This window comes from Streptomyces sp. LaBMicrA B280, from assembly GCF_049222185.1.
In the GTDB taxonomy this organism is placed as follows: domain Bacteria; phylum Actinomycetota; class Actinomycetes; order Streptomycetales; family Streptomycetaceae; genus Streptomyces; species Streptomyces murinus.
Genome location: NZ_JBMJCT010000010.1, coordinates 68,775 through 92,295, shown reverse-complemented (window position 1 = coordinate 92,295; position 23,521 = coordinate 68,775). Strand labels below are relative to the sequence as shown.

24 protein-coding genes and 1 pseudogene are annotated in these 23,521 nt (G+C 71.7%); 9 read left to right on the top strand and 16 right to left on the bottom strand.

Translation table 11 applies throughout. From position 1 onward, the window contains the following. Positions 1–27: 27 nt before the first annotated feature. Together dapF and ACLF5H_RS09915 are read right to left on the bottom strand one after the other, a co-directional pair. Positions 28–885 (bottom strand): diaminopimelate epimerase, encoded by an 858-nt coding sequence (gene dapF / locus ACLF5H_RS09920; protein WP_421675688.1) that lies wholly within the window; start codon positions 883–885, stop codon positions 28–30. Then, positions 882–1,148: a hypothetical protein gene (locus tag ACLF5H_RS09915; protein ID WP_421675687.1), complete on the bottom strand. Its 267-nt coding sequence runs from the start codon at positions 1,146–1,148 to the stop codon at positions 882–884. Before ACLF5H_RS09915 ends, dapF begins: the two co-directional genes overlap by 4 nt. Before the next feature lie 104 nt (positions 1,149–1,252). Between ACLF5H_RS09915 and ACLF5H_RS09910 the strand changes: the two genes are divergently transcribed. From ACLF5H_RS09910 to ACLF5H_RS09880, 7 genes are all read left to right on the top strand, one after another. Further along, positions 1,253–2,011, top strand: a complete 759-nt coding sequence (locus ACLF5H_RS09910; RefSeq protein WP_421675686.1) for a GntR family transcriptional regulator — start codon at positions 1,253–1,255, stop codon at positions 2,009–2,011. A gap of 70 nt (positions 2,012–2,081) precedes the next feature. Further along, on the top strand, positions 2,082–2,987 hold the full coding sequence (locus tag ACLF5H_RS09905) for a hypothetical protein (RefSeq protein WP_421675685.1): 906 nt from the start codon (positions 2,082–2,084) through the stop codon (positions 2,985–2,987). A 153-nt stretch (positions 2,988–3,140) separates the two neighbouring features. After that, positions 3,141–4,169, top strand: coding sequence for a dihydrouridine synthase (locus ACLF5H_RS09900; RefSeq protein ID WP_421675684.1), 1,029 nt, complete (start codon positions 3,141–3,143; stop codon positions 4,167–4,169). Between the two features lie 154 nt (positions 4,170–4,323). Next, a complete protein-coding gene (locus ACLF5H_RS09895; RefSeq protein ID WP_421675683.1) occupies positions 4,324–4,728 on the top strand; it encodes a GntR family transcriptional regulator in 405 nt (134 codons plus the stop codon). Then, on the top strand, positions 4,725–5,690 hold the full coding sequence (locus tag ACLF5H_RS09890; RefSeq protein ID WP_421675682.1) for an ATP-binding cassette domain-containing protein: 966 nt from the start codon (positions 4,725–4,727) through the stop codon (positions 5,688–5,690). The genes ACLF5H_RS09895 and ACLF5H_RS09890 overlap by 4 nt, the downstream gene beginning before the upstream one ends. After that, positions 5,687–6,682 (top strand): ABC transporter permease subunit, encoded by a 996-nt coding sequence (locus ACLF5H_RS09885; RefSeq protein WP_421675681.1) that lies wholly within the window; start codon positions 5,687–5,689, stop codon positions 6,680–6,682. Before ACLF5H_RS09890 ends, ACLF5H_RS09885 begins: the two co-directional genes overlap by 4 nt. A 54-nt stretch (positions 6,683–6,736) precedes the next feature. Further along, on the top strand, positions 6,737–7,954 hold the full coding sequence (locus ACLF5H_RS09880; RefSeq protein WP_421675680.1) for an acyltransferase family protein: 1,218 nt from the start codon (positions 6,737–6,739) through the stop codon (positions 7,952–7,954). Here ACLF5H_RS09880 and ACLF5H_RS09875 read toward each other — a convergent pair. The 6 genes from ACLF5H_RS09875 to ACLF5H_RS09850 are packed head-to-tail and all read right to left on the bottom strand — an operon-like array spanning position 7,915 to position 13,299. After that, entirely contained in the window at positions 7,915–9,150 is a 1,236-nt protein-coding gene (locus tag ACLF5H_RS09875; RefSeq protein ID WP_421675679.1) for a cytochrome P450 family protein, read from the bottom strand. The two genes, ACLF5H_RS09880 and ACLF5H_RS09875, sit on opposite strands and share 40 nt — an antisense overlap. Then, complete coding sequence (locus tag ACLF5H_RS09870) at positions 9,147–10,421, bottom strand: cytochrome P450 (protein WP_421675678.1); 1,275 nt, start codon at positions 10,419–10,421, stop codon at positions 9,147–9,149. Before ACLF5H_RS09870 ends, ACLF5H_RS09875 begins: the two co-directional genes overlap by 4 nt. Continuing rightward, a complete protein-coding gene (locus tag ACLF5H_RS09865; RefSeq protein WP_421675677.1) occupies positions 10,418–11,083 on the bottom strand; it encodes a GTP-binding protein in 666 nt (221 codons plus the stop codon). Before ACLF5H_RS09865 ends, ACLF5H_RS09870 begins: the two co-directional genes overlap by 4 nt. Beyond that, a complete protein-coding gene (locus ACLF5H_RS09860; RefSeq protein ID WP_421675676.1) occupies positions 11,058–11,417 on the bottom strand; it encodes a DUF742 domain-containing protein in 360 nt (119 codons plus the stop codon). The genes ACLF5H_RS09865 and ACLF5H_RS09860 overlap by 26 nt, the downstream gene beginning before the upstream one ends. Then, complete coding sequence (locus ACLF5H_RS09855) at positions 11,414–11,836, bottom strand: roadblock/LC7 domain-containing protein (RefSeq protein WP_421675675.1); 423 nt, start codon at positions 11,834–11,836, stop codon at positions 11,414–11,416. The genes ACLF5H_RS09860 and ACLF5H_RS09855 overlap by 4 nt, the downstream gene beginning before the upstream one ends. Next, positions 11,833–13,299: an ATP-binding protein gene (locus ACLF5H_RS09850; RefSeq protein WP_421675674.1), complete on the bottom strand. Its 1,467-nt coding sequence runs from the start codon at positions 13,297–13,299 to the stop codon at positions 11,833–11,835. The genes ACLF5H_RS09855 and ACLF5H_RS09850 overlap by 4 nt, the downstream gene beginning before the upstream one ends. Positions 13,300–13,537: 238 nt before the next feature. Between ACLF5H_RS09850 and ACLF5H_RS09845 the strand changes: the two are divergent. Both ACLF5H_RS09845 and ACLF5H_RS09840 read left to right on the top strand, forming a co-directional pair. Continuing rightward, positions 13,538–14,119: pseudogene (locus ACLF5H_RS09845) on the top strand (SMI1/KNR4 family protein); the annotation flags it as partial. A 158-nt stretch (positions 14,120–14,277) separates the two neighbouring features. Beyond that, the gene (locus ACLF5H_RS09840; protein ID WP_421675673.1) at positions 14,278–14,871 is read left to right on the top strand and encodes a hypothetical protein; all 594 of its coding nucleotides are present in this window, start codon (positions 14,278–14,280) and stop codon (positions 14,869–14,871) included. A gap of 57 nt (positions 14,872–14,928) precedes the next feature. Here the strand turns inward: ACLF5H_RS09840 and ACLF5H_RS09835 are convergent, their stop codons facing one another. Genes ACLF5H_RS09835 through ACLF5H_RS09800 form a run of 8 tightly spaced genes read right to left on the bottom strand, consistent with a single transcriptional unit; the run spans position 14,929 to position 23,500 of the window. After that, a complete protein-coding gene (locus ACLF5H_RS09835; RefSeq protein WP_421675672.1) occupies positions 14,929–15,429 on the bottom strand; it encodes a flavin reductase family protein in 501 nt (166 codons plus the stop codon). 24 nt (positions 15,430–15,453) lie between these two features. After that, the gene (locus ACLF5H_RS09830) at positions 15,454–16,710 is read right to left on the bottom strand and encodes an ATP-grasp domain-containing protein (RefSeq protein ID WP_421675671.1); all 1,257 of its coding nucleotides are present in this window, start codon (positions 16,708–16,710) and stop codon (positions 15,454–15,456) included. Beyond that, the gene (locus ACLF5H_RS09825; RefSeq protein WP_421675670.1) at positions 16,707–17,972 is read right to left on the bottom strand and encodes a methylaspartate mutase; all 1,266 of its coding nucleotides are present in this window, start codon (positions 17,970–17,972) and stop codon (positions 16,707–16,709) included. The genes ACLF5H_RS09830 and ACLF5H_RS09825 overlap by 4 nt, the downstream gene beginning before the upstream one ends. Then, positions 17,969–19,474: a PqqD family protein gene (locus ACLF5H_RS09820; protein WP_421675669.1), complete on the bottom strand. Its 1,506-nt coding sequence runs from the start codon at positions 19,472–19,474 to the stop codon at positions 17,969–17,971. Before ACLF5H_RS09820 ends, ACLF5H_RS09825 begins: the two co-directional genes overlap by 4 nt. Further along, positions 19,471–20,712: an ATP-grasp domain-containing protein gene (locus tag ACLF5H_RS09815; RefSeq protein ID WP_421675668.1), complete on the bottom strand. Its 1,242-nt coding sequence runs from the start codon at positions 20,710–20,712 to the stop codon at positions 19,471–19,473. Before ACLF5H_RS09815 ends, ACLF5H_RS09820 begins: the two co-directional genes overlap by 4 nt. Continuing rightward, positions 20,713–21,201 carry a cobalamin-dependent protein gene (locus ACLF5H_RS09810; protein WP_421675667.1) on the bottom strand — a complete coding sequence of 163 codons (489 nt, stop codon included), beginning with the start codon at positions 21,199–21,201 and terminating at the stop codon, positions 20,713–20,715. After that, positions 21,198–22,439 (bottom strand): MFS transporter, encoded by a 1,242-nt coding sequence (locus tag ACLF5H_RS09805; protein ID WP_421675666.1) that lies wholly within the window; start codon positions 22,437–22,439, stop codon positions 21,198–21,200. Before ACLF5H_RS09805 ends, ACLF5H_RS09810 begins: the two co-directional genes overlap by 4 nt. Further along, positions 22,436–23,500: an LLM class flavin-dependent oxidoreductase gene (locus tag ACLF5H_RS09800; RefSeq protein ID WP_421675665.1), complete on the bottom strand. Its 1,065-nt coding sequence runs from the start codon at positions 23,498–23,500 to the stop codon at positions 22,436–22,438. Before ACLF5H_RS09800 ends, ACLF5H_RS09805 begins: the two co-directional genes overlap by 4 nt. Positions 23,501–23,521 lie beyond the last annotated feature (21 nt).

Here is a 23,521-nt window from a genome sequence, read left to right as displayed (position 1 = left end):
CGCAGGTGACAGCCCAGGGGCAACCTCCTACAGGGACACGGTGCCTTGAGCGACGATGACCGCGGGGCCCGTCAACCGCATGGCGCCGTCGGCGAGAACGGATACGCGGAGCCCCCCACCGGGCATGTCGACCGTGTAACTGCCGGTCGCAGGGCCGGCCGGCAGAGCGGCCACGGCGGCGCAGGCGCCGGTACCGCACGCACGGGTTTCACCGACGCCCCGTTCATGAACGCGTAGGGCGAGGTCGAACGGCGTACGGCAGACGACGAACTCGACGGTGACACCCTCCGGGTAGGCGTCCGCCGGGGTGACGACGGGTGGCGAAACAAGATCACCCGGGTCGGCAAGGTCGTCGACGAAGACGACGGCATGCGGATTGCCCATGTCGACATGCAGGGCGGGCCAGGCGTCGGCGCCCACGGTGACGACGACGTCCGCGAGGCCGGAGAGCCGGGGGCTGCCCATGTCGACGGTGACAGACCCGTCGGGACCGGCTTCGTCGTGGGGGACATGGACGGTACGCGGGCCCGCGCGGGTGGCGAGCGTGAGTGCACCGGGCGGGCAGTGTCCGGCATGGACGAGGTAGCGGGCCAGGACCCGGATGCCGTTGCCGCACATCTGCCCAAGGGAGCCGTCGGCATTGCGGTAGTCCATGAACCACTCGGCTTCCGCGGCCGTGCCGTCGGCTTCGGGCGTGGCGTCGCAGCGCACGGCGCGCAGGAGGCCGTCGGCACCGATGCCGGTGCGACGGTCGCACAGCCTCGCCACCTCGGTGGCGGACAGCCGCAGCCGGCCGTCGGGGTCGGGCAGCACGAGGAAGTCATTGCCGGCGCCGTGTCCCTTGGCGAAGGGATACGTGGTCGGGCCGACGGCAGTGGCGCTCATGCGGGCTTGCCTCCTCCTGCCGTGAAGCTCAACCAGGCGATTTGGCCGGTGGCGGTATCGGTGAGCCCGAAAGCGGTGCCCAGCTCCAGGACGGCGAGGAGCTGATCCCACCGTTCGAGCAGGTTCTCGGTGACGTCGGTCTCGATACGGACTGCGTCTGGTTCGCGGACGAGGCGGGGCCGGGTGCCGGTGAGGGCGGTGAGCCGGGCGATGGCGTCGTCGATCGCGGCCTTTGGGCAGGGGTGGTCCACAGTGGCTCGCAATCGAATCGACCTGAGATCACAAAGAGTACTTCTAGTTAACTAGATTTCAGCTCGTGAACTAGATTGTCAACACGTACCGGTCGGCAATGTGCCCGAGGAGATCGATGGCTGACTCTCACTCAGCAGGTGCGCCTTACTTGCGGGTTGCGGAGGGCCTTCGGTCGCGCATCGCCAACTCCTGCTGGGATCCGGGCGACCGGCTTCCCTCCCGGGGCAAACTCGGTGCGGAATTCGGGGTCGGGGAGAACGTCATCCGCCGCGCGCAGGAATTGCTGATCGCCGAAGGTCTTCTGGAGGGCCGGGCGGGCTCCGGTACCTACGTCCGGGCACCTGTTCCGCGGCACATCCTCCGTCGCGTCCCGGCCGTATCGGATCAGACGGGTGTCGCCCCGTCCGGGTTCACCGGCACATGGGAGGCGGATTCCACCGCCAAGGTCCCCGCACCCTCGGACATCGCCGACCGGCTGGACATTCGAACCGGCGATCCTTGCGTACGCACCTTCTACGAGTTCCTCGCCGACCGGCAGCCGGTGATGCTGGCGACCAGCTGGGAGCCCATGGCGATCACCGGTGGCACCCTGGTGGTACTGCCCGAGGGCGGTCCACTGGCCGGTGCCGGAGTGATCGCCCGTATGGCGCACCTGGGAATCGTCGTCGTACGGGCCGTCGAGCGGCCCTGCCCCGTACAGGCCGACCGCGACCAGGCGCATCTGCTGGGCATCTCGGCCGGGGCACAGGCCACGCTGATCGAGCGCACCCACTTCGCCACGGACGGCCGCGCGGTGGAGACCGCGGACTTCTTCGTTCCGGCGAGTCGCTGGGACATCGAGTACGACATCACCCTGCCCTCGCCACTCAACTGACAGCACCTGGCCGCATGTCCGCCGGGAATACTCTTGTCCGGCCTTTCGGCCGCCGAAGGGGGAAGACTTCATGCCGGAGCAGCAGCGCGACCCGCTGACGCGGGTCACCGATGCGCTCGGCTCACCCGTACTGGGCGCGGTGATCGGCATCGCCGGGCTCGTCACGCCGGTGATCGGCTGGGCCGTCGAGCGGGTCGACCTCAAAGCGCTCGTCGTGATCCAGGGCGCCCTCATCGTGATCCTGGCCATCGGTCATCTGTGGACGCACCGGTCCTATATCCGACTGCGCAGAACCACCAACCTCAAATCCATTGACGACGCCCGGTATTACGACGTCGTCCGCACTCATCTCGAACGTGAACTCGTCTCCGACTACGGCGAGATCGCCGACGGCCACCTCCGCGTCTACGCCTCCGAGGTCCCTCGGCTGTCGGCACTGCTGATCGACGCCCTCACCGACGCGGCTTCCGATCCCCCACGCATCCTCGCCGCGGACCTGACCACCAATCCCCGACTACTCAACCAGCGCCGCGAATACCTCGCCGCCAACCGTCGCTTCCTTGAGGGCCACGGCACCATCAACCGTCTCTTCATCGTCTACCGCGACGACCTGCTCAAGGAAGAGTTCGCCCGGGCCCTGCTGGAACTCATCGGCCGGCACCGCGACATCGGCGTCGTCTGCGGCCTCGCCGTACGCGACCGGCTGCGCGCCGACGAAGCCGTCGACTATGTCGTCTTCGCCGCCGCCGCCGTCCTGGTCGAGGAGGAACAGGGAGACGCCGACTACACCCGCGGCCGCAGTTCGGTGTACTTCAAGGGGGTCGATCGCTGGCGTCTCCGTTTCGAAGGTGTCTGGGGCAATGGCGCCGATTCCGCTCCGCGTGCCCTGCGGACCTATGAAGCCGTCGCGCGCGCCATGCTCGACGCCGGCGCCTGGGACGAGCAGCGGGTCAGCACGACCGTCGACGCCTTGTAGCGCGCATCTGTCCCCCCGTCACGCGCGGCCTCCGTCCCCTTGGGGCGGAGGCCGTTTCACTTCCCCATTCACCGAACTAGTCCACTAGATGTACTGTGCGTGACGACCTTGCGGGTGATCCACCCGTCTCCGCTCGTCCGTACCAGGAACATCATGTCGATCGCCTTAGCGCTCATCGTCGTCGGCGTCGCCCTGCGCCAGATCGACCGGCTGCACTTCGCGCGTCAGCGACCTCGCTCCGCCGGAGCCCGGGAGCTCATAGCCCTCCAGCGCCTGCGTGCCAACGACCTCACTCCGTCCCTGCTGCTGACAGGGCAATGGGTGCAGATCACAGGATGGTGGCTGCTCGCCGCGCACGGCCCGCTCCTCGCCACCGCGGCGGCGATCGCGGTCGCGGTCCACTTCCGGCACCTGCAGGAGATCAGCCATTTCGCCGTCCACGGCGTCCTGGCCCGCACCAACCGCGCCAACCATCTGCTCGGCGAGGCATTCGTCCATCACCCCCTCGCGCTCGGCCCGCTCCTGGCGCGCCGGCGCCGGCACGTCCGCGACCACCACCCCAATGCCACCCTGGCAGGCGACCCCAATCTCGCCGAACTCCACCGGGCGGGCCTGCGCCCCGGTATCACCGGCCCCAGGTACGCGGCCGCCCTGATCCATCCGCTGACGCCACGCGGCATCCGTCTCACCGCCGCCGGCCTCGCCGCGCACCTCCGGGGGCCCGGCGCCTGGCACCGCGCCTGCGCCCCGGCCGTCGTCGCCGCGGTCGCGTACCTGGCCGGCGGGTGGACCGCTCTGGTATGCGGGGTCATGCTGCCGCGACTGCTGCTCTATCCGCAGCTCGCCTGGATGTCCCTGCTGGTGGAGCACACCTGGTTCGATCCCGAGCACCGCACCGGCACCCCCGCTCGGATCGAAGCGGGACGCTGTCTGCGTCTCTACCCGCACAGCCGAGTCCTCACCGCCCTCGCCGCCGTCACCTGGCTCCCTTACGGCGACCTCCACCACTACGCGCACTCCGCCCACCCCTCGACCCGGTGGAACTACCTCCCGACGCTCGAAAACCACCTCCCTCCCCCGCACTTCAGCCCTGACGGGCTCCTGCTCGGCGCGCTCACCGTCGCCCGCCGCCACCACCGCGCGCTCGCCCCGGCACCGGCGGAGCTGCCGACGACCGTCTGATCCGGCACCGTGCCCGGCACGGCAGTCCGCACGGCGAAGCCCCATCGGAGTACTCCGGTGGGGCTTCGCCGACGCGGGAGCCCAGGGCGCGACGGTTTGACACCGCCTCAGGTGGTGACTACTTTCCCTAATCAATTAGGGAAAGGGTTACCCGATGAAGTACCAGCTGCGCAGATCCAGCGGCACCCCCGCCTATCAGCAGATCATCGAGCAGACCGAACAGGCCCTGCGGCTGGGCCTGTTGAAGCCCGGCGACAAGCTGCCCACCGCCCGTGAGGTGGTGGAGAGCGCCGTGGTCAACGGCAACACCGTGCTGAGGGCGTATCAGGAGCTGCAGCGGCGGGGCCTGGTGGAGTCCAGGACGGGTCTGGGCACGTTCGTGGTGGGCACGCTCGGCAGCGCCGACCGGGTCGACGGCTCGGGGCTGCGGCAGGAGCTGGAGCAGTGGATGACCCGCGCCAGGGAGCACGGCCTGGAGCGGGAGGACGTCATGGCCCTGGTCGTCTCCGTCGGTGACACCTGCTTCGCGGAGCGGGCCCCCGAGGGGCGGGCACGGTGACGACGCACGCTCCGACGGCCGTCCAGGCGGAGGGGGTCGGGCTGCGCGCCGGGCGGGGCGGGCGGCGCCGGGACCTGCTCGCCGACTGCACCTTCCGGGTCCCGCGCGGCGCGGTGTGCGGCATCGTCGGCCCGAACGGCGCGGGCAAGAGCCTGCTGCTGTCGGCCGCGGCCGGGCTCGTCCGCCCGGACTCGGGCCGGCTCACCGTGCTCGGACAGCCCGCGGACGCCGACGCGTTGCTCCCCGAGGTCGCGTTCGTCGACCAGCACCGCCCCCTGTACCCGCGGATGCGGGCCGCCGAGCTGCTGGCCACGGGCCGCGACCTCAACCCCCGCTGGGACCGCGAACGCGCCGAGGAACTGCTGGAGTTGGGCCGGATCCCGCTCCGTAGCAAGGCCGGTTCCCTCTCCGGCGGCCAGCGCTCCCTGCTGGCCCTCGCCCTCGCGCGCGCCAAGCGGCCCCGGCTGCTGCTGCTCGACGAGCCGCTGAGCGATCTGGACCCGCTCGTGCGCCGGGCCGCCCTCGGCCTGCTGCTCGGTGATGTCGCGGAGGACGGCGGCACGCTCCTGCTCTCCTCCCATGTGCTGGGCGACCTCGAAGAGGCCATCGACCATCTGCTGCTGATCGACGGCGGCCGGATCCGGCTGGCCGGCGAGCTGTCCGAACTGCTCGCCGCACACCGGCTGCTCGACCGGCTGGGCCTGCTGGAGTGCCAGGCCGGGCTGGCGCCGTGGCGGGTGCATCCGGTGGACCCGGTGGACGTCGAGCCACGCCACCTCACGCTGGTCCGCGTCGACCAGCAGCCGCACACCCGGGCGGCCGACGCCGAACTCCCCAGCCTGGAGGAGCTGGTGGTCTCCTACCTGCGCTCCCCCGCCGTGGCGGGCTGGCTGGCCCCCGGTATGCGGCCGGACGGGTACGGCGACGCGGACCGGACCGGCGCCGGGACGGTGGCGGCATGACCGCCTCGTCGCCGCTGCGGGTCGTGCCGGTCCGGCTCCACCGACCGGCCCCGCGCCCGCGGCCCGTGCGGTACCGGGCCCTGGTCCGGCTGAGCCTGCGACGCCATCGCGGCGCCCTCGCGGCGACGGCCGTGGTGTCGGCACTGCTGACGACATGGGTGCTGCGCACGGCGCGGGACATGGTGCGGGTCCGGGCCGAGCGCGCCGCGACCTCGTGCGCCGAACTCCCCTATCTCGACCGGTGCGACGCGACGGTCCGCGAGGTCTCCGACGCGCTCCAGGCGGTCCAGCACGCGCAGTTCGCCCTCGTGGTGGTGCCCGCGCTCGTGGCGGCACTGCTCGGCGCGCCGCTGCTGGCGCAGGAGTACGAGCGCCGTACGCACCGGCTCCTGTGGACGCAGTCGGTGCCCCGGCAGCGCTGGCTCACCGGTCAACTCCTCGTGCTGGGCGGCGCGTCCGCCGCGGTGGGCGTCCTCGCCGCGGCCCTCGGCGGCCGCCTCCGGTCGGTCACCTCGCCGACGCTCACCCACGACTCCTCCGCGTTCTCGGCGCTGCCGTACAACTCCTTCGGACCCGTCCTCGCGACGGCGACCGTACTGGCCTTCGCGATCGGGGTGCTGGCCGGGGAGCTGATCCGGCGCACGGTCCCGGCCCTGGTCTGCGCCCTCGCCGGGTACGCGGGCGTGCTGTCCCTGCTGACCTGGCTGCGCCGCTTCCTGCGGCCGACCCTCACCCGGTTCCCGCCGCACGGCTACGACCTGGCCCCCGACGACTGGCTGCTGCGGGACGGAGTGGTCACCCCCGACGGCCGATGGCTGTCGTACGCGCAGTGCGGGCCCGCCGGCTGTCCCGACGGCTCACGGGTCTTCGACGTTTACCACAGCGCGGGCCAGCTGTGGCCCATGCAGTGGACCCAGGCGGCGCTGACGGTGCCGCTGATCGCCCTGGCCCTCCTCGCGGTCCACCGGTCCATCCGCCGCCGCCTGCCGTGATCCGGCGGCCACCTTCCCCGTGGCACAGCCCATCCGACGAAGGACACCTTCACCATGTCCGTTTCCGCTGTCCCGGCCCCGCCGAAGGCCGCACCCCCATCGAGCCGAGCGGGCGGCGGGCGGCTCGCCGCCGTGGACGCGCTGCGCCTGCTCGCGGCGGCCGGAGTGGCCGCCTACCACTACCTCGGCACCCCCACCCCGCACTTCTGGGGCACGTACGACCTGACGCGCACCGCCCCCGTGCTGCACGCGCTGAGCCGCTACGGCTGGCTCGGGGTGGAGGCGTTCTTCCTGATCAGCGGGTTCGCCATCTGCATGAGCTGCTGGGGGCGCACCCCGGCGCAGTTCGCGGTCTCCCGGATCGCCCGGCTCTTCCCGCTCTACTGGACGGTCGTCCTCGTCATCGTCGTCGTCGCCTGGATCGCCCGGCTCGCCGGACAGCGGCCCGGGGCGCCCGTCGATCTGCGCACCACCCTCGGCAACCTGACCATGCTGCCGGGGCCGCTCGGGCTGCGGACCACCGACGGGGTCGCCTGGACGCTGTGGGTGGAGGCCCGGTTCTATCTGCTGATGGCCGTGCTGCTGCTGATCGGCCTCACCTACCGGCGGACGATCGCGTTCTGCGTGCTCTGGCTGACCCTGGCCGCCATCGGCCACGAGCTGCACTCCGCCGTGCTGGACGAGTTCCTGCTCACCCAGTACGCCGGGCTCTTCGTCGCGGGCATGGCGCTCTATCTGATGCACCGCTTCGGACCGAATCTGCTGCTGTGGCTGCTCACCGGCTTCGCCTGGTGCTACACGCTGACCCTGCTGGGCGACCGGGTCGCGGAGCACGCGGTCCCGGCGGGCCGGGGCTCCGCGCCGAGCTGGGGGATCTGTGCCGCGATCCTCACGGTGTTCCTGCTGCTGCTCGCCCTGTCCGGGCCCGGCCCCCTCGGTCGGCTGCGCTGGCGCGCGCTCGTCTACGCGGGCGCCCTGACCTACCCGTTCTACCTGGTCCACCAGAGCCTCGGCATACCGGTCGTCCGCGGGCTGCTCAAGGCGGTGCCCGCGCTCGGCCTGGTCCCCGCCGTCGCCCTCGGCCTGTGCTTCTCGCTCGCCCTGTCGGCCGCGCTCAACCATCTGGTCGACCGCAGGGCCGGGACGTGGCTGCGCCGCCGGCTCACGTCCGACATCGAGGTGCCGGGCGATCCGGTGGGGCGCCGCACTCCCCCACCGGATCCGCCGGTGCGTCAGCCGTCCAGTCGTACCGGGACCGTCTGCCAGCCGTAGGCGATGAAGGACGGGACCTGCCTCAGCTCGCCGGGCGTGAAGGCGGGGGCCAGGTGGGGGAAGCGGTCGAAGAGGGCGGACAGCGCGGTGCGGGCCTCCATCCGGGCCAGCGGGGCGCCGATGCAGCGGTGCACGCCGATGCCGAAGGACAGGTGGTCGTCGGCGGCGCGCGCGGCGTCGAAGGCCTCGGCGGTCTCCCCGTAGTGCGCCGGGTCCGAACCGGCCGCGCCGTAGGTGGTGAGGATCGCGTCGCCCGCGGGGATGGTGACGCCGTCCACGGTGACGTCGGACACCGCGAACCGCAGCGGCAGGGCGGCGATGGAGGGCCGCACCCGCAGCACCTCGTCGATGACCCGGTCCCAGTCGAGTTCCCCGGAGCGGACCGCGGCGAGCTGTTCGGGGTGGGTCAGCAGCTCGACCACGGCGTTGGCGATCAGGTTCACCGTGGTCTCGAAACCGGCGCCGATCACCAGCAGGAGGGTGAACAGCAGCTCCTCGGCGCTGAGCCGGTCGCCCTCCTCGTCGCGGACCCGAATCAGCTCGGTGGTGAGGTCGTCGCCCGGGTTCTCGGCGCGGTAGGCGATCTGCGCGGGGATCACCGTGCCGATCTGCCGCTGCACGAAGTCCGCGTGCTCGGGGCTCGGGTCGGTGGTGTCCATGATCGCCGCGATCAGCTCGGCGACGCTCGGCCGCAGATGGTCGGGCACGCCGAACAGCTCGCAGATGATCAGCATCGGCAGCGGCTGCGCGAACGCCTCCTTGAGGTCGACGACGGCGCCGTCCGCCCCCGACTGCGCCATTTTGTCGAGGAGTTCGGCCGCCACCGCGTCGACCCGGCCGCGCAGTGCCTCGGTGCGCCGGGCGGTGAAGCTGGGCGCGACCAGGCGGCGCAGCCGGGTGTGGTCGGCGCCGTAGGTGGAGAGCATGTTGACCACGCCGATCCAGCCCAGCACCCAGCCCCACTCCGGGTGTTCGCCGACCTCGGGCCACAACCGCCAGTGCTTACGGGGGTCCTTGCTGACCTGCGGGTCCAGGATCAGGGTGCGCAGGGCGTCGTACCCGGTGGGCGCCCAGGCCGGGATGCCGCCGGGGAGTTCCACGGGGACGACCGGTCCCAGGGCGCGCAGCCGCGCGCTCTCCGCGACGATGTCGGACCCGAACGGGTCGATGGGCACGCGGACGGGCGTAGTGGTCATGCTCGGGCTCCAGTCTGAGAGGACGCGGAAGGGGCCGGCAGGCCGGCGGGACGGTCGGGGGCGCAGGGGGTGAACCGGACCGGCAGCGAGACGAGGGAGCGGTGGAAGGGGCCCGGGCGCCAGGTGAGCCGGTCGCGGGGCACGGTGGGCTCCATGTCCGGCAGCCACTGGGTGAGCCGCTCGATGGCCTCCGTGGCGATCAGCAGCCCCTCGTGCTTGACCGGGCAGGTGTGCGGGCCCGCGCCGAAGGACAGGTGGGAGGCGTCCCGCGGGTCGTGCGTCCCGCCCCGCCCCTCGTCCGCGAACAGCGCGAGCGCCCCGTACGACACCACGACGGGCACCGCGGCCCGCACCCACGCGCCGTGGAAGCTGAGCGACTTGCGGGCGTACAGCACCCCGTAGTTGGTGAGCGGGGTCTCGTGGCGGAGCACCTCCAGGACCGCGTCCCGCACGGTGCGGGAGCCGCTGGTGAGGGTGGAGTAGTACGCCGGGTTGCCGAGGATGCGGGAGAGGGCGTTGCTCACCAGGTTGGTGGACGGCTCGTGGCCCGCGCCGAGGGTGAGGAAGACCTGCCAGGTGACCTCCTCGGTGGTCAGGCCCAGCGGGTGGTCGAGCAGCCGGCTGGTGAGGTCGTCGCCGCGCCGCGCCGTCTTGGCGCCGATCAGGTCCATGACGTACCTGCCGTACTCGGCCTCGCCCTGGACGGACGCCTCGCCGCCCTCCATCATCGCGCCGAGCGCGTCGTTGAGGCGGTCGGCCTCACCCTCGGGGAAGCCGAAGAGGCTGTTGAAGACCAGCGTCATCAGCGGGCGGGCGAAGTCGTTCACCAGGTCCGCCTCGCCGCGCGGGCCGAACCGGGAGACCAGGATGTGCACGGCGCGCAGCACCCGCTCGCGCAGATCGTGCGGCTCGACCAGGTCGAACGCCTGGAGCAGCGCGGTGCGGTAGCGGACGTGCTCGGCGCCGTCGGAGAAGAGGGTGTTGGGCCGCCAGCGCATCATGCCGAGGATCGGCAGGTCCTCGGGGACCGTCGCCTGCCAGGGGCGCGGGTCGCGGGACCAGGTCGCGTCGTCGTGCAGCAGGTCGAGCGCGGCGCGGCGGTCGGTGACCACGTACGCCGGTACGCCCGGGGCGAGTTCGGCCCAGCCGACCGGGCCCTGGGCGCGCAGCGCCTCGTAGTAGCGGCGCGGGTCGACGGCGAACCCGTCCTCCCACAGCCGTACCGGGGTGGAGCGGTCGAAGGACTCCGCGGGGGCGGGGTAGGGCGTCATGAGCGCACCTCCCCGGCCAGCGCGCGGGCGTCGAGGTCGATCAGGTGCTCCACGAGGGCGAGCAGGGCGTCGACGGAGGAGTTGCGGTCCCGGGCGTCGCACTCCACCAAGGGGGTGTCCGGAGCCAGGTCCAGGGATTCCCGCAGCTGCTCCTCGGGGTAATGGCGGGAGTCCGGGAAGGTGTTGACGGCGACCGCGTACGTGAGGCCCGACTCCTCGACCAGGCCGAGCACGTCGAAGGAGGCGTCGAGACGGCGGCTGTCCACGAGGACGAGCGCGCCGAGCGCCCCGTAGGCGATGTCCGCCCACAGCGCGCGGAAACGCTCCTGCCCGGGGGTGCCGAACAGGTAGAGGACGGTCTCCCCGCCGAGGGTGATCCGGCCGAAGTCGATGGCGACGGTGGTGGTCTTCTTGTCCCGCACCCCGTCGAGGTCGTCGACGGCGGTGGACGCCTGGGTGAGGTGTTCCTCGGTGTGCAGGGGGCGGATCTCGGACACCGAGTCGATCAGGGTGGTCTTGCCGACGCCGAACGGGCCGACGACGACGATCTTCACCAACTCCCGTGCCGTGGCGGGCAGGTGGAGTTCCCCGGCCCGGACACCGGAGTCGGCGGTCCGGCTGCCGGCCGGGACGGGTTCAGAGCTTGAGGGCGCGGAGGCCATCGGCGACTCTCTTCAGCAGATCGTGGTCGGGCTGGGCGGCGGGCGGGACGGGCGGGCGTGCCGTCACCAGCCCCTGGTCGATCAGGGCGGCGGCGAGGACCCGGACGGCGGAGACCGGCAGCCGCAGCAGCGCCGCCGCCTCCACGACGGTCAGGGAGCCGCCCTCCAGCGACTGGAGCAGCGCCTGCTGGGCCGGGGGCAGGTCGCCGAAGACCGGCCCGGCGGTGGAGGTGAGCACCGACAGGCGCTCCAGGCTGTTACGGCTGGGCCGCGCCACCCCCGAGGTGGAGAGGTAGGCGGGCACCAGCGGGCGGCCGGACCGGTGGCCCCTCACAGCAAAGCGCCGCCCTCGGCCGCGCGGGGGGCCGCGGCCATCGCCTTCTCGCCGAGCCGCGCCACCTGGGAGTGCACGCGGTGGCCGAGCAGGTCGAGCCGGACCTCGGGGTCGCCGTACGCGGCGACACAGGTGCCGTGGTCGGTCGGGGCGACCAGGATGTAGCCGTGGTCGGACTCGATCACGACCTGCCGCAGCTGGGCGGCCGGCATGTCCGCGAACGCGGCGGCGGCGGTGCGGCAGGCGCCCTGGACGGTCGAGGTGATCGCGGCGACCCGCTCGGCCGACTCCTGGCTGAGCGCCTCCGAGAAGCCGGAGATCAGGCCGTCCCTGGTGAGCAGGACGGCGGCCTTCACATGCGGGACTTCGAGGATCGGGTCGAGAACCCACGCGGTGTCACCGGTGTCGCGGTTGGTCATCGGGGAGGGGTCCCTTCGGATCGGGCTGCATCACGGGCAGCGGCGGTCGCCGACTGCAGGGCGCCGAGGGCCGCCGCGGTCTCCTCGGGCGAGCGGGCGGGGGCGGCGGTCCCGGCCGCGCTCGGACGGATCATCGCGGCCTGGTCGGGCGAGACCTGACGACGGCGACGCCGGGGGAGGTCGTCGACGGCGGGCGCGGGCGCGGGACGGCCGGGGCCGGGCGTCGGCTGGGCGGAGCCGGGCACCGGCTGGGCGGGCGCGTGGGTGTGCTCGGCGGGCTCGGTGTGTTCCGTGCGCCTGGCGTGTTCCGCGTGCTCGGCGTGCTCGGCGTGCTCCGCGTGCTCGGCCAGTGGTTCGGGCCTGGGCACCTCCCCGGTCCGGGTGGAGGGCGAGGTGCTCGCGGCGGCGGGGCGCAGCGCCGGGTCGATGTGGCTCAGCAGGTGCTTGTCGACCAGCAGGACCGCCCGTACGCCCCCGTAGGGGGACGGCGTGGACAGGTCCACCGAGAGGTCGAACTGCCGGGTCAGCTGGCCGATCGCGGCGAGGCCCATCCGGGGCGGGTCGCCCAGGTCGGAGAACATGATCGGGTCGGTGCCCGCGACCACCCGCTGCGCGGCGGCGCGTTCGTCGGGCGCCATGCCGACGCCCGCGTCGTCGACGGTCACGGCGACACCGTTGTGGACGTGTTCGAGGTTGACCACGACCGAGGTGTCCGGGGAGGAGTGCCGCAGCGCGTTGTCGAGGAGTTCGGCGGCGATGATCGCGACGGGCTCCACGGCGTGCGAGACCAGCGCGGTGCCGGGGTCGAGATGGTTGTGGAGCTTGACCCGCCGGTAGCCGGACAGCCGGGCCTGTCCACCGGTGACGGCGTCGACGAGGTGCGACTCCTCGCGGGCCAGACCGACCCAGGCCCCGCAGACCACGGCGGCGACCTGGGCGCGGCGCAGCGACTGCTCGTTCTCGTGGTCCAGGCTGTAGAGGTCCTGGGCCAACTCCGGTTCGTCGTAGCGCTGCTGGAGTCCGTGCAGGATGTCCTGGAGGCGGTAGAGGCTCGCCTGGATCTCCCGGGTGGTGCCGCGCATACCGGCACGGGCGGCGGCGTCGACCCGCTTGCGCTCCTGGAGGACCGCGGTGCGCAGGGCGGCCAGCACCGGCTCGGTCGCGGCGCCCTCGGGGCCGACCGGGCCGGGCACCGGTACGTGCGGGTGCGCGGTGCGGGACGCCTCGGCGGGCATGCGCCGGGCGGCGAGGTGCCGCAGCTCGGCGGTGAACGCCTGCCGGACGCGCTCGGCCTCCTCGGCGCCGGCGCGCGCGGACTGCTCGGCCTGGTGGCGCAGGCCGGTCATCTCCTGCCGCAGCCGGGCGCGTTCACGTCGGGAGCGCCACAGGCCGCTGCCCAGAGCCAGTGCCGACACCGTCCCGGCGGCCAGGCCGCCGAAGGCCAGCTCCGGTATCTCGATCATGGATGGGGACCTCGGGGATCTCGGATACGACTGGGCGTCTGACAGTCGACTGCTGGGCGTGGGGGTAAGGGGTGTCGGTCGAGCAGTTGGCAAACTACACACTGTTCGCCGCCGGTTGCACCTGGCATTTGTCTGAATTCCGCTCCCTTTTTGACCATTTGACAACTCTCGTCGTTCGATCCGTGACCGGAATGGGCTTCATGAGGCACTGTCAGTGGTGGGTGACAGCATCGGGTGCATGACGGACGACACAGCACGCGACTGGCGGCCCTTCCTGCTCCGGTGGAGCGAGGAATGGGCGGATTCCCTGCCGGACGACGAGGAACTGGACGAGGGCGACAAGGCCGCGCGGCGCACACGCTGGCTGGGGTTCCCGCCCGCGTCCGAGGAGCGCGTCACCGCGATGGAGCGGCGCGTCGGCCGCCGGATGCCGCCGTCGTACCGGGAGTTCCTGAAGGTGACCGACGGCTGGCGGAACGCGGGGGGATTCGTGTGGCTGCTGGCCGGGACCGAGCAGGTGCGCTGGCACGAGAACGAGGCGGGGCTCGCGGAGATCTTCGAGGAGTACCTGGACGAGGACGCCGGGCCCGAGGAGCGGGTGGAGGTGGACATCTGGCGGCGCGGGCTCCAGCTCGACGTCGAGTCCGACGCGACGTTCGTCCTGCTGGATCCCGAGGACGTTGACGAGAACGGCGAGTGGGCCGTCTACACCTGGGCGAGCTGGCGGGGCACATCACCCGAGCGGCACCCGAACTTCCGGGTGTTCATGCGGGCCATGCACCGGGAGTTCCGCGGCCTGCGGGACCACCGGAGCGAGGGGGTGGAGGAGTAGCGGTGCTCGCGAGCGGCACATCCCTCCCAGGGGCGGTTTGAGACGCCGTAAGCCGCGAAACGGACCCGAACGCTCCCCCTCCCGGTGACAATCACTGTTCGCAGCATCGGGAACACACAGAGCAATCGGGAAGGCGCATGTTACATATGCAGAAGCACCGTCTGGCCGCCTGCCTCGCCGCCGCGGGCCTCGTGGGTACGAGCGCCGTCGCGGTCGGCGTCCTGAGCACCACGTCGGCCCAGGCGACGGCCGCGGCGGCACCCGTCTCGCGGGCGCGGACCGTGGTCGGCCCGACCAGCGAGTCGGGAGAACCCTCGGTGGCCCACTGCCCGGCGGGCATGCGGGTCCTCAACGGCGGCTACAACGCGGTCTCCTTCAGCCAGTCCAACGGCGGGGAGCCCTACGACGGGGTCCAGGCGAACGCCCCGCTGGCGGACGGCACGGGCTGGTTCGCGGACCTGATGACCGGCCGGATCCAGGCCCGCGCGGTGTGTGTGCCGCAGGCGGAGGCACCGCGCGTCGTCGTGGGACCGACCAGCGCCGAGCACAGCGACTCGGACGCGTACTGCCCGGACGGCACCGATGTGATCGGCGGCGGCTACTCCGCGCAGAGCTGGTACAAGAACGGCTGGGGCGAGTCCCAGGACGAGGTGACGGCCAACGCGCCCATCGCCAGCGGCAAGGGCTGGTACGCGCGGTTGTTCGCGGGCAAGGTACAGGCACGCGCGCTGTGCGGCTGAACCGTCCGGAAGAGGCCCGGCGGACGGCTGGGCCTCTTCGCTGAGCAGCGCCGCCGGTCAGTGCCGTGCCGCCGCGGCCGGCCAGGTGCTGTACGAGCCGCGGCAGTACAGCAGCGGTTCCCGGGAGTACGTCCCTCCCCCGTGGACGTCGGCGATCAGCAGCCAGTGGTCACCGGCGTCCACGGTCTGCACGGTGCGGCACTCGGCGTAGGCGAGCGCGACGCCGGTGAGGATCGGCGCGCCCCCGGCATGCGCGGAGGGCTCCCAGACGAGGCCCGCGAACTTGTCCGGGCCCTTGTCGGCGAAGGTGCGGGAGGCCTGCTCACCGGACTCGGCGAGGAAGTTGACCACGAAGGCGCCGGAGGCGGCCAGCGCGGGGAACGTCTGGGAGCTCTTGCCGACCCCGACGAGCAGCCTCGGCGTCGCGGCCGAGACCGAGCAGACGGCGTTGCAGGTGAAGCCGCGCGGCTCGCCCTGCTCGTCCAGCGCCGTGACGATGGCGACGGCCGTCGGGAAGGAGCCGAAGATCTCGCGGAACCGCTCGCTGTCCAGGGACATATGGATCTCACCATGCTTTCGGATTCAGAGCAGTTCGTGCTCGAGCTCGCGGATCACCTTGTGGGCGTTGTCGATCTCGGCGGGGTCGGGATGCACCAGGAACACGGCGCCGGGCGAGGAGTTGAGGTCCACGGTCGGCCGGGTGGGCGCGCCGTCGGCGATCCGGAACCGGACGCTCTCGAAGGCGGGGATCCGCTCGAGCGCGGACGTGATGGCCGCCAGCGGCAGCGGTACGGCACGGCGCGCCATGAGATTGACGCAGCGCGCCCGCTGGAGCACCGGGTAGCGGGCCGGGCGCGCGGCGAGCCGGACACCGTCGCCCGCGTGGCAGTCGAGGGTCAGGCTCACCTGGTTGGCGCCGGTGCACATATCGAGCGCGGCGGGGTTGGCGAGGCCCGAGACGCGCGCCCCGGTCTCCAGGAGCAGCGGGCCGCGCTCGGTGCGGATCAGCTCGCTGTGCGCGGGTCCGTCGGTGATGCCGAGGGCGTCCAGGGACCGCGCGACGTACGGCAGGACGACGTCGAGCACCGGGTCGTCCGGCGTCAGCAGGTCCTCCGCCTCGTAGATCCGGCGGCCGCCCTCCCGTACCTGCTTGCGGCTGATCCAGGCGTCGGTGAACCAGTGACTCCCGTCGCGGCTCACGGTGTTGACGATGTACTCGTCCCCGGCGAGGTACTCCTGGGCGAGCACCTCCTCGTTCACCCGGAGCATGATGTTGGTCTTGCCGAGGACGGTCCGGCAGGCGTCCAGGACCTCCTGCTCGCTGTCGCAGGTGTAGACGTCGTCGGAACCCGCGCTGTCCAGCGGCTTGATCACGAGGCGCGCGATGTCCGGGTGGCCGCGCCACCAGTCGAGCAGTTCGGCCGGGTCGCCGGAGCGGCACTGCCGGGCCGTGGGCACGCCCGCCCGGGAGAGGGCGTCCATCATCAGGGACTTGTCCCGGCGGGCGGCGGACAGCGCGGGGTCGTTGCCGCGCAGCCCGAGCCGGTGGGCCAGTTCGTCCGCCACCTCGACGCCGAACTCGCTGGCGGCGACGACGCCCACGGGGTGCCGTGCCCTCAAGTGGGCCAGTACGTCGGCCTCGTGGCCGGGGTAGGTGAGGTCCTCGGCGAGCAGGGCGCTCGGCAGGCTCGCGCCGAAGGTGCCGGACGCGAGGTCGCGGGAGCGCACATGCAGGACGCGATGGGTCTCGGCCGCCTCGCGGGCCAGCATCGAGCCCGTGGAGAACGCGTCCACCAGGACCAGGGCGGGCCGGTCCTGCCGGTGGTGCGGGACAGTCATGGGCGGGGAACCAATCTGGGCTCGGACGACGCGCTGTCGTAGCGCTCCGCCACGTGGTTGAGCATCCCGTACAGGTCGTCGGAGGAGAGCCGGCCGGCCGTACGGGAGGTGGGGGTGCTCAGGGGCAGGTTTCCGGTGGACCCCCAGGCCAGCGCGCCCCGTTCGTCGATGACGCAGGTCGCCGCCGCCCTGTTGTCGGGGTGCAGGCAGTAGGGGATGTCGAGCAGACCGAGCCGGAACGCCTCGGTCAGCGCGGTGCCGATGTCCGCGTGCAGGTCCAGCACCGCGGCCACGATGGCCCGTGCCTCGGCGAGCGTCTCCTCGTAGTACCCGTCCTCCTCGGCGCTCCGGGCGGCCGCCGGTCCGCGCGCGGCGGCCGCGGCGAGCCGCAGCGCGGACAGGTTCTCCGAGACGCTCGGGATCTGCCACGCCTCGGAGACCGTCTTGACGATGAGCCGCTCGCAGCCCGCGTCCCGGGCGAGCCGCGCGCTGTCCTCGATGAGCGCGCTCGCGCCCGCCGGGGTGCGCGGGAACAGGCCCATGTAGGTGTACAGGACCACATGCCAGGTGGCGTCCCCCAGCAGCTCGGCCGCGAGGGTGCGCAGGGCCCGCAGCGCCCCGCGGTCCTGTGCCGCGAGGGTGCCCTGCGCGTAGCTGAAGGACATGTGGCGCAGCCCGTGGGCACGGAAGAAGCAGCCCTCCAGCACCGCCGTCGCCACCAGGAGCGACGGCGGGCAGAGCTGGCCGAGCAGACAGCCGCCGAAGCTCTCGATGTGCCCGTGCTCGGTCTCCCCGGCCAGCAGCAGACAGCTCTCCGACCAGGCGCGCACCGCGTCACCGAGGGGGAGCCTGCTGTAGGGCAGGCAGTAGGAGATCGGGCCGCCCTCGGTGGCGTCCAGGCCGACCTCGACCAGTCGGCGGAACACGGCCAGCGGCAGCGCCGTGCCGTGCCGGACCTGTACGGGGAACTCCGGTCCGTACAGGTCCGCCAGCATGTCCCGGGTGGCGGCCGCGGGGTGGGAGACGAGCGGGTAGCCGTTCAGCTCCTCGTCCGCGGCCAGCCGCTCCAGCGGGGTGGTGTGGTCGCCGACCCGGGTGTAGCTGTCGATGGTGATCGTGCCCACCACGGGGAAGTCGAGGGCAGCCACCTCGCGCAGCCCGGCCGCCATCGCGCCGATCCTGCCGAAGCCCATGCGGGGCTGCACGACCAGGGTCCGCTCGGCCCGGCGGCCGGCCACGAACCGGTCGAGGTGGCCGGTCACCGCCCTGAGATCAGTTCGGTGACGGGGGCTCCGCCGACCGGGTCGATGGTGGCCACATGGTGCTTGTGCGGGTCGCCGGCCCGGACCCGGGAGATGATCGTCCCCGGGGTGCCGAAGTCGACCAGGCCGCTGGTGTAGAGGGTGCGCAGGTGGGTGAGGCCGAGGCCGGAGACGTCCTGGAGCCAGGCCGCGATCTCGTCGTCGGCCGTGCCGTGGGCGCCGAGCACCGCGTGGATGCGGTCGGTGTCGGCGGCCCGGTCGGGGTGGCAGCGCTTCAGGAAGGCGGCCAGCCGCGCGCCGCGGTCGGTGAAGGGCGAGAACACCATGGCCACGAGCGCCTCTTCGGACAGCCCGAACGCCTCCCGCGCGAACGCGTCGGAGAGCGCCCGCCGGTGGAGCCGCTTCTCGGCCGTGTCGTAGCGGCCGAGCGCGAGGTCGACGAGGTGCTGCGGCATCTCCTTCTTGTGCATCAGCCGCTCGGCCAGCTCCAGGTACTCGGCCAGGCCCTCGTCGTACGTCCGGTCCTGGACGAACTCGGCGCGCAGCGCCCGCAGATGGGCCATCAGGCCGGGGTTCGCGCAGTCGGACTCGCTGAAGCTGAAGGCGAGTTCGTCGAACTGGAACCCGAGGAAGTCCACGATGAGGTCCCAGTGGTCGTGCACCCGGTAACTCACCAGGTCGTAGACCGAGATGAACTGCGGCTGCATCGAGCGATCGCCGGTCGACACCTCGCGCTCGGCGAGTTCGCTCTCGCTGTCGTCGCCGAACAGCTCGCGGAAGTAGGTGTCGCCGATGCCGCGCAGGGCCAGCAGGATGCCCCGGAAGCCCATCGTGCGGCACTCCTGCACATCCACGCCGGACGCCTTGGCGAGGCGCATGATCCAGGCGGAGTACAGGAGTTGCTCGCGCCGGGAGTCGCCGGTCATCACCACGTCGACGCCGCCGTCGAACCAGGCGGCGCGGCCGTAGAAGTCGGCGACGGCCAGGTTGCAGCTGTTGCAGAAGGTCGGCCGGCCGTCGCCCGCGGCGCGGTGGCCGTTCATCAGGACGTCGAGGCGGTTGATCGCCACCAGGTGCTCGGGCAGCGGCAGATCGACATGGAAGGGGCGGACCAGCGTGTGGTCGACGGTCAGCAGTTCCGCCCGGTCGTCGTCGAGCAGGCCGAGCGCCCGGTAGACGCGGTCGATGTTCTCCATGACGGCCCGGGGCACGCCCGCGTGCCGCATGTTGGCGACGCGCAGGGTGAAGGTGCGGCCGAAGTTCAGCGCGAGATGCAGCTGCACCGCGCGCACGAACGCGACGACGTACGTGCTGTCCTTGCCGCCGCCGTAGGCCACCATGACCTTGTGGTCGGGCAGCGCGTCGACGCCGCCCGCGGCCTCCATGAGCCGCTCTCCGGTCGCCTTGACGCCGTCGAGCTCCACATCGCTGAGGAAGCCGGTCAGCCGGGCGTGCAGCGCCGGGTACCGCTCGTTCGCGGGCTCCCCCCTGTGCTGGTTCATATGCGCGTGGCCTCGAATTCGAAGGTGTCGATGATGCGGTGGATGTCCGCCTCCACCTGGGCCTCGTCGTCGGCCAGGAGGATGAAGCGGCCGCTGTGCAGGGCGTCGTAGGAGCCGCCCGGCTGGAGCACCTCGCCGACCGGGGGCAGCAGTTCCCGCCAGATCGAGGGCACGCTCGCGCGCGGGGAGACGGCCTTGGTGACCCGCGCGGGCAGCTCGGCCGGCTTCGGCACGCACAGCCAACCGCCTGACGGATCACCGGACTTGGTGGTGATCCCGGCGGTGGACTCGCCGCCCACCGCGCGCAGCCAGACCTCGAAGAGGTTGACCCCGAAGAGCTTGTTCAGCAGGTGCGGCACCTCGCTGCCGCCCACCCGGCCGCCGATCTCCAGGAAGACGAGTTCGTCGGCGGGCGTGACGAAGACCTCCAGGTGGAAGGGGGTCGCGCGGATGCCGAGTGCGGCGACGCACTCCCGGCTGAACGCCTCGATACGGTCCCGCAGTTCGCTGTTCTGCACCACGACCGAGCCGAGCGGGGCACCGAGGCCGAAGGCCAGGCAGTCGTTCACATAGCGGGAGACCACCTGGAAGGGGATCTCCGCGTGGTCGTCCGCGTAGCCGTCGATGTGGAAGACGCGGCCGGTGACGAACTCCTCGATCTCGTACCGGGACAGGTCGAGGGCGGGCAGCAGTTCGACGAGCCGCCGCTCGTCCTCGACGCGGTGCACACCGATGCTGGCGGCGCCGTCGACCGGCTTGAGGATCACCGGGTATCCGGCGGACCGCGCGAACGCCACGGCGGCTTCCGGGGTTTCGCAGCCGCTGAAGCGCGGCACCCGGACGCCCTTGAGGGCGAGGATCTCCTTCATCCGCACCTTGTCGCGGTAGACCGCGACCTCGTCCGGACTCGGACCGGGGATGCCGAGGTCCCGGCGGACCCGGGCGGCGATCTCCAGGGTGAACTCGGACAGCGCGACGAGCTGGTCCACCGGGCCGACCCGGTCGGTGATCTCGGCGACCGCGTCCCGCAGCGCCTCGAAGTCGTTGACGTCGTCGACCTGGACCCGCGCGGCGATCTTCGCCGGATCGGCGAGCACGCCCTCGGCGCCGAGCGGGTCCACCACATAGCTGACCCGGTGGATGTCGTGGTCGATGAACTCCTCGTAGCGGGTGAGTTCGTTGTCCCAGCGCACTCCGTCGGAGAAGCGCGGCCAGCGGTTGACGATGACGATGTGCATTCAGACTGCTCCTGCGATCACGAGTGCCGGGTTGTCCCACGGCGGTACGGGGGCGGACGGCGGCTGCCAGGCGGCGAAGCCGTGCTGCTCGCCGTGGTGGAGGAAGTCCCGGAAGCGGGGGACGGCTTCCTCGCCGGTGAACACGTCGGTCCAGCCCTGGTCGATCAGATCGCGGCGCACCCGGTCGTTGTCCGACTCCGAGGTGGTCAGCTTTCCGCCGATGACACAGGGCAGTTCGACGCCCCGGCTCCGGAGTTCGGTCATCAGGACCCGGGCGCCGTGGTGGCCGTGCCCGTTGATGCTGGAGACCACGAGCAGATCGGGGCGGTGCTCCTCGATGCCGCGCAGCACCACCGGCACCGGGGTGCAGCTGCCGAGGTTGCGCACCAGACCGCCGTGCTCCTCCAGGAGCTTCTGGAGGTAGACCAGGTTCCAGATGTGCGAATCGGACTCGACGGTGCTCACGAGGCACCGGAAGGACGTACTCAAGACTGCACTCCTACGGGAAGTCGTTCACGGTCCGTGAGCGTCCGGCGGAAGCTGCGCATGGTCAGGGGCAGGAGGACGGCGCCGAAGACGCTGAGCACGACGGCGAGCACGCCCACCAGGCGCTGCGGCCCGTACGTGGCCCCGACGCTGCCGACCAGCAGTCCCGCGATGGGGTACGACAGGAGGTTGAGCAGGTAGAAGGGCCCCATCACCTTGCCGAGGTGCTCCTTGGGGATCACCTTCACCCGCTGGGTGCGGTTGAAGACGTTGTAGTACGCCGCCCCCGTGAGCACCGCGATGAACAGCACGGCGTAGACCGGGAACGAGCCGGCGATGCCGATCAGCAGCAGCGCGGCGCACAGCACCGCGAAGCCGAGCGCGCCCAGCAGCGAGACCTCGAACCGCCTGAGGACGAGCGGGATCACCAGCAGGTTGACCAGTCCGACGACGCCGACGCAGGTGTTGAGCAGTGCGAACGACCAGTCGGGCGCGGCGAAGACACCGGTCACCAGCGCCGCGTTGGCGCTGAGCACCGAGGCCACCACGAGGTTGATGCCGAAGTTGAGGAAGCCGAGCAGCAGGACGGGGCGGTTGCCGGCCATCAGCCGCCAGCCCAGGGCCAGTTCGCGCAGGGTGGCCCGCGCGGTCACCGGCTCGGTCGGCCGCTCGCCGCGCGGCAGCGGCAGCCAGCAGGCGGCGGCGAGGGCGAACACACAGGCGGCCACGGCCAGCAGCCACACCTTGCCGATCAGCGCGGCGGCGAGCGTCGCGAGCGCGGGACCGAGGGCCATCGCGAGCAGCTCCATGTTCTGCACCAGCGCCTGGGTGCGCGCCATGGCCTCGCCCGCCGCCAGCTGGGGCACCATCTTCTCGACGGACATACGGGTCGGCGCGACCAGCACCGAGAGGACCGCGCCGCTGGTCATCAGGGCGGGCGTGGTCCAGCCCGGCCGGGTCAGCAGGACCACCACGACCACGGCGAGCGCGAGGGCGCGGGAGCCGGTCACGACGGAGAACAGCCGGGCGCCGCCGTCCCGGTCGGCGATGAGACCGGCGAAGGGATAGGCGATCAGACCGGGCAGCCACTCCAGCGCGAACGCGAAGCCCAGCGTGGAGACCTGCTTGGTGTCCTGGAAGAGGAGCAGGGGCACCGCGAACATCACGACCTGCTCGGCCATCAGGCCGAGCAGCACGCCCGCGCCGAACAGGCCGCGGCCGTAACGGGGTTGAGGGGTCACGAACCCGCCGCGTTTCGCTCGTGCTCGCGGATCAGCGGGGCGACATGCGTGTAGAAGATCCGCATCTCGTCGCGCGTCGGCCAGCCGGAGAAGATGAACTCGCTGACGCCCGCGGCCTTGTAGGCGTAGAGGTACTCGGCGACCTCCGCGTAGCTGCCGACGACGCACAGCGCCGGGCCGCCCCGGTAGGCGACGGCGCCGGACCACAGCATCGGCGACAGCCAGTCGTCGGAGGCGGTGTCGGCGAGCCGGAACGACGTCTTGACGGCCTCGGAGTCGGACTTGCCGACGAAGTCGCTGACCCAGGCGCGGTGTTGCTCGTCCGGGTCGCGCATCATGTCCTCGACCGCGGCGAGCGCCTCGGCGCGGGTCTCCCGGGCGAGGACGTGCATCCTGATGCCGACCTCGCAGCCCTGGGACAGCAGCGGCTCGGTGACGGCCGCGATGCCCTCGGGGGTGTCGCCGTACCGCAGCCAGCAGTCCGCGTATGTGATCGCGGTCTTCTGGGCCACGGCGGAGGCGCCGCTGAGGTAGATGTGCGGGCGGCCGCCGCCCTTGTAGCCGAGGCCGAGCTGAGCGTCCTCGATCGTGTAGTGCTCGCCCCGGTGGGTCAGGGGTGTCTCGCCGCGCCAGAAACGGTGGCAGACGTCAAGGAATTCCTCGGATCTGGCATACCGCTGGTCATGCGCGAGGAAGTCCCCGTAAAAGGCTTGCTCGGCGGGCGAGATGCCGGCCACGAGATTCAGTGCGATACGCCCGTCGGACATCCAGGAAACGGTGTTCACAATCTGGGTGAACAGTGTCGGGGAAAGCAGTCCTGGACGGTACGCGAGGATGAACTTGACCCGTTCGGTTTCCCGGACGAGAGCACCGATCATCGGAAGCGGATCGGGCATGTGGTAACTGATTCCCATGAGCAGGGAATCAACCCCGAGTTCATCCGCCTCACGGGCGAAATCAACTATCCCGTCAAAGTCGAGCTCGCCCGCCTGATACTTGTCGGTGGCCTTCTGCTGGCCACTGTCCAGAGGCGAACACCAGTGCAACTTCAAATCGTTCACAGCTACCCACCCGAAAAGACT

What these genes read in the sequence shown, in the direction of transcription:
- ACLF5H_RS09910 (WP_421675686.1), top strand. Translation starts at nt 1,253, where the DNA reads ATGGCTGACTCTCACTCAGCAGGTGCGCCTTACTTGCGGGTTGCGGAG.
- ACLF5H_RS09895 (WP_421675683.1), top strand. Translation starts at nt 4,324, where the DNA reads ATGAAGTACCAGCTGCGCAGATCCAGCGGCACCCCCGCCTATCAGCAG.
- ACLF5H_RS09850 (WP_421675674.1), bottom strand. Translation starts at nt 13,299, where the DNA reads ATGATCGAGATACCGGAGCTGGCCTTCGGCGGCCTGGCCGCCGGGACG.
- ACLF5H_RS09865 (WP_421675677.1), bottom strand. Translation starts at nt 11,083, where the DNA reads ATGGCCTCCGCGCCCTCAAGCTCTGAACCCGTCCCGGCCGGCAGCCGG.
- ACLF5H_RS09840 (WP_421675673.1), top strand. Translation starts at nt 14,278, where the DNA reads ATGCAGAAGCACCGTCTGGCCGCCTGCCTCGCCGCCGCGGGCCTCGTG.
- ACLF5H_RS09835 (WP_421675672.1), bottom strand. Translation starts at nt 15,429, where the DNA reads ATGTCCCTGGACAGCGAGCGGTTCCGCGAGATCTTCGGCTCCTTCCCG.
- ACLF5H_RS09870 (WP_421675678.1), bottom strand. Translation starts at nt 10,421, where the DNA reads ATGACGCCCTACCCCGCCCCCGCGGAGTCCTTCGACCGCTCCACCCCG.
- ACLF5H_RS09815 (WP_421675668.1), bottom strand. Translation starts at nt 20,712, where the DNA reads ATGCACATCGTCATCGTCAACCGCTGGCCGCGCTTCTCCGACGGAGTG.
- ACLF5H_RS09875 (WP_421675679.1), bottom strand. Translation starts at nt 9,150, where the DNA reads ATGACCACTACGCCCGTCCGCGTGCCCATCGACCCGTTCGGGTCCGAC.
- dapF (WP_421675688.1), bottom strand. Translation starts at nt 885, where the DNA reads ATGAGCGCCACTGCCGTCGGCCCGACCACGTATCCCTTCGCCAAGGGA.
- ACLF5H_RS09905 (WP_421675685.1), top strand. Translation starts at nt 2,082, where the DNA reads ATGCCGGAGCAGCAGCGCGACCCGCTGACGCGGGTCACCGATGCGCTC.
- ACLF5H_RS09885 (WP_421675681.1), top strand. Translation starts at nt 5,687, where the DNA reads ATGACCGCCTCGTCGCCGCTGCGGGTCGTGCCGGTCCGGCTCCACCGA.
- ACLF5H_RS09855 (WP_421675675.1), bottom strand. Translation starts at nt 11,836, where the DNA reads ATGACCAACCGCGACACCGGTGACACCGCGTGGGTTCTCGACCCGATC.
- ACLF5H_RS09830 (WP_421675671.1), bottom strand. Translation starts at nt 16,710, where the DNA reads ATGACTGTCCCGCACCACCGGCAGGACCGGCCCGCCCTGGTCCTGGTG.
- ACLF5H_RS09880 (WP_421675680.1), top strand. Translation starts at nt 6,737, where the DNA reads ATGTCCGTTTCCGCTGTCCCGGCCCCGCCGAAGGCCGCACCCCCATCG.
- ACLF5H_RS09900 (WP_421675684.1), top strand. Translation starts at nt 3,141, where the DNA reads ATGTCGATCGCCTTAGCGCTCATCGTCGTCGGCGTCGCCCTGCGCCAG.
- ACLF5H_RS09820 (WP_421675669.1), bottom strand. Translation starts at nt 19,474, where the DNA reads ATGAACCAGCACAGGGGGGAGCCCGCGAACGAGCGGTACCCGGCGCTG.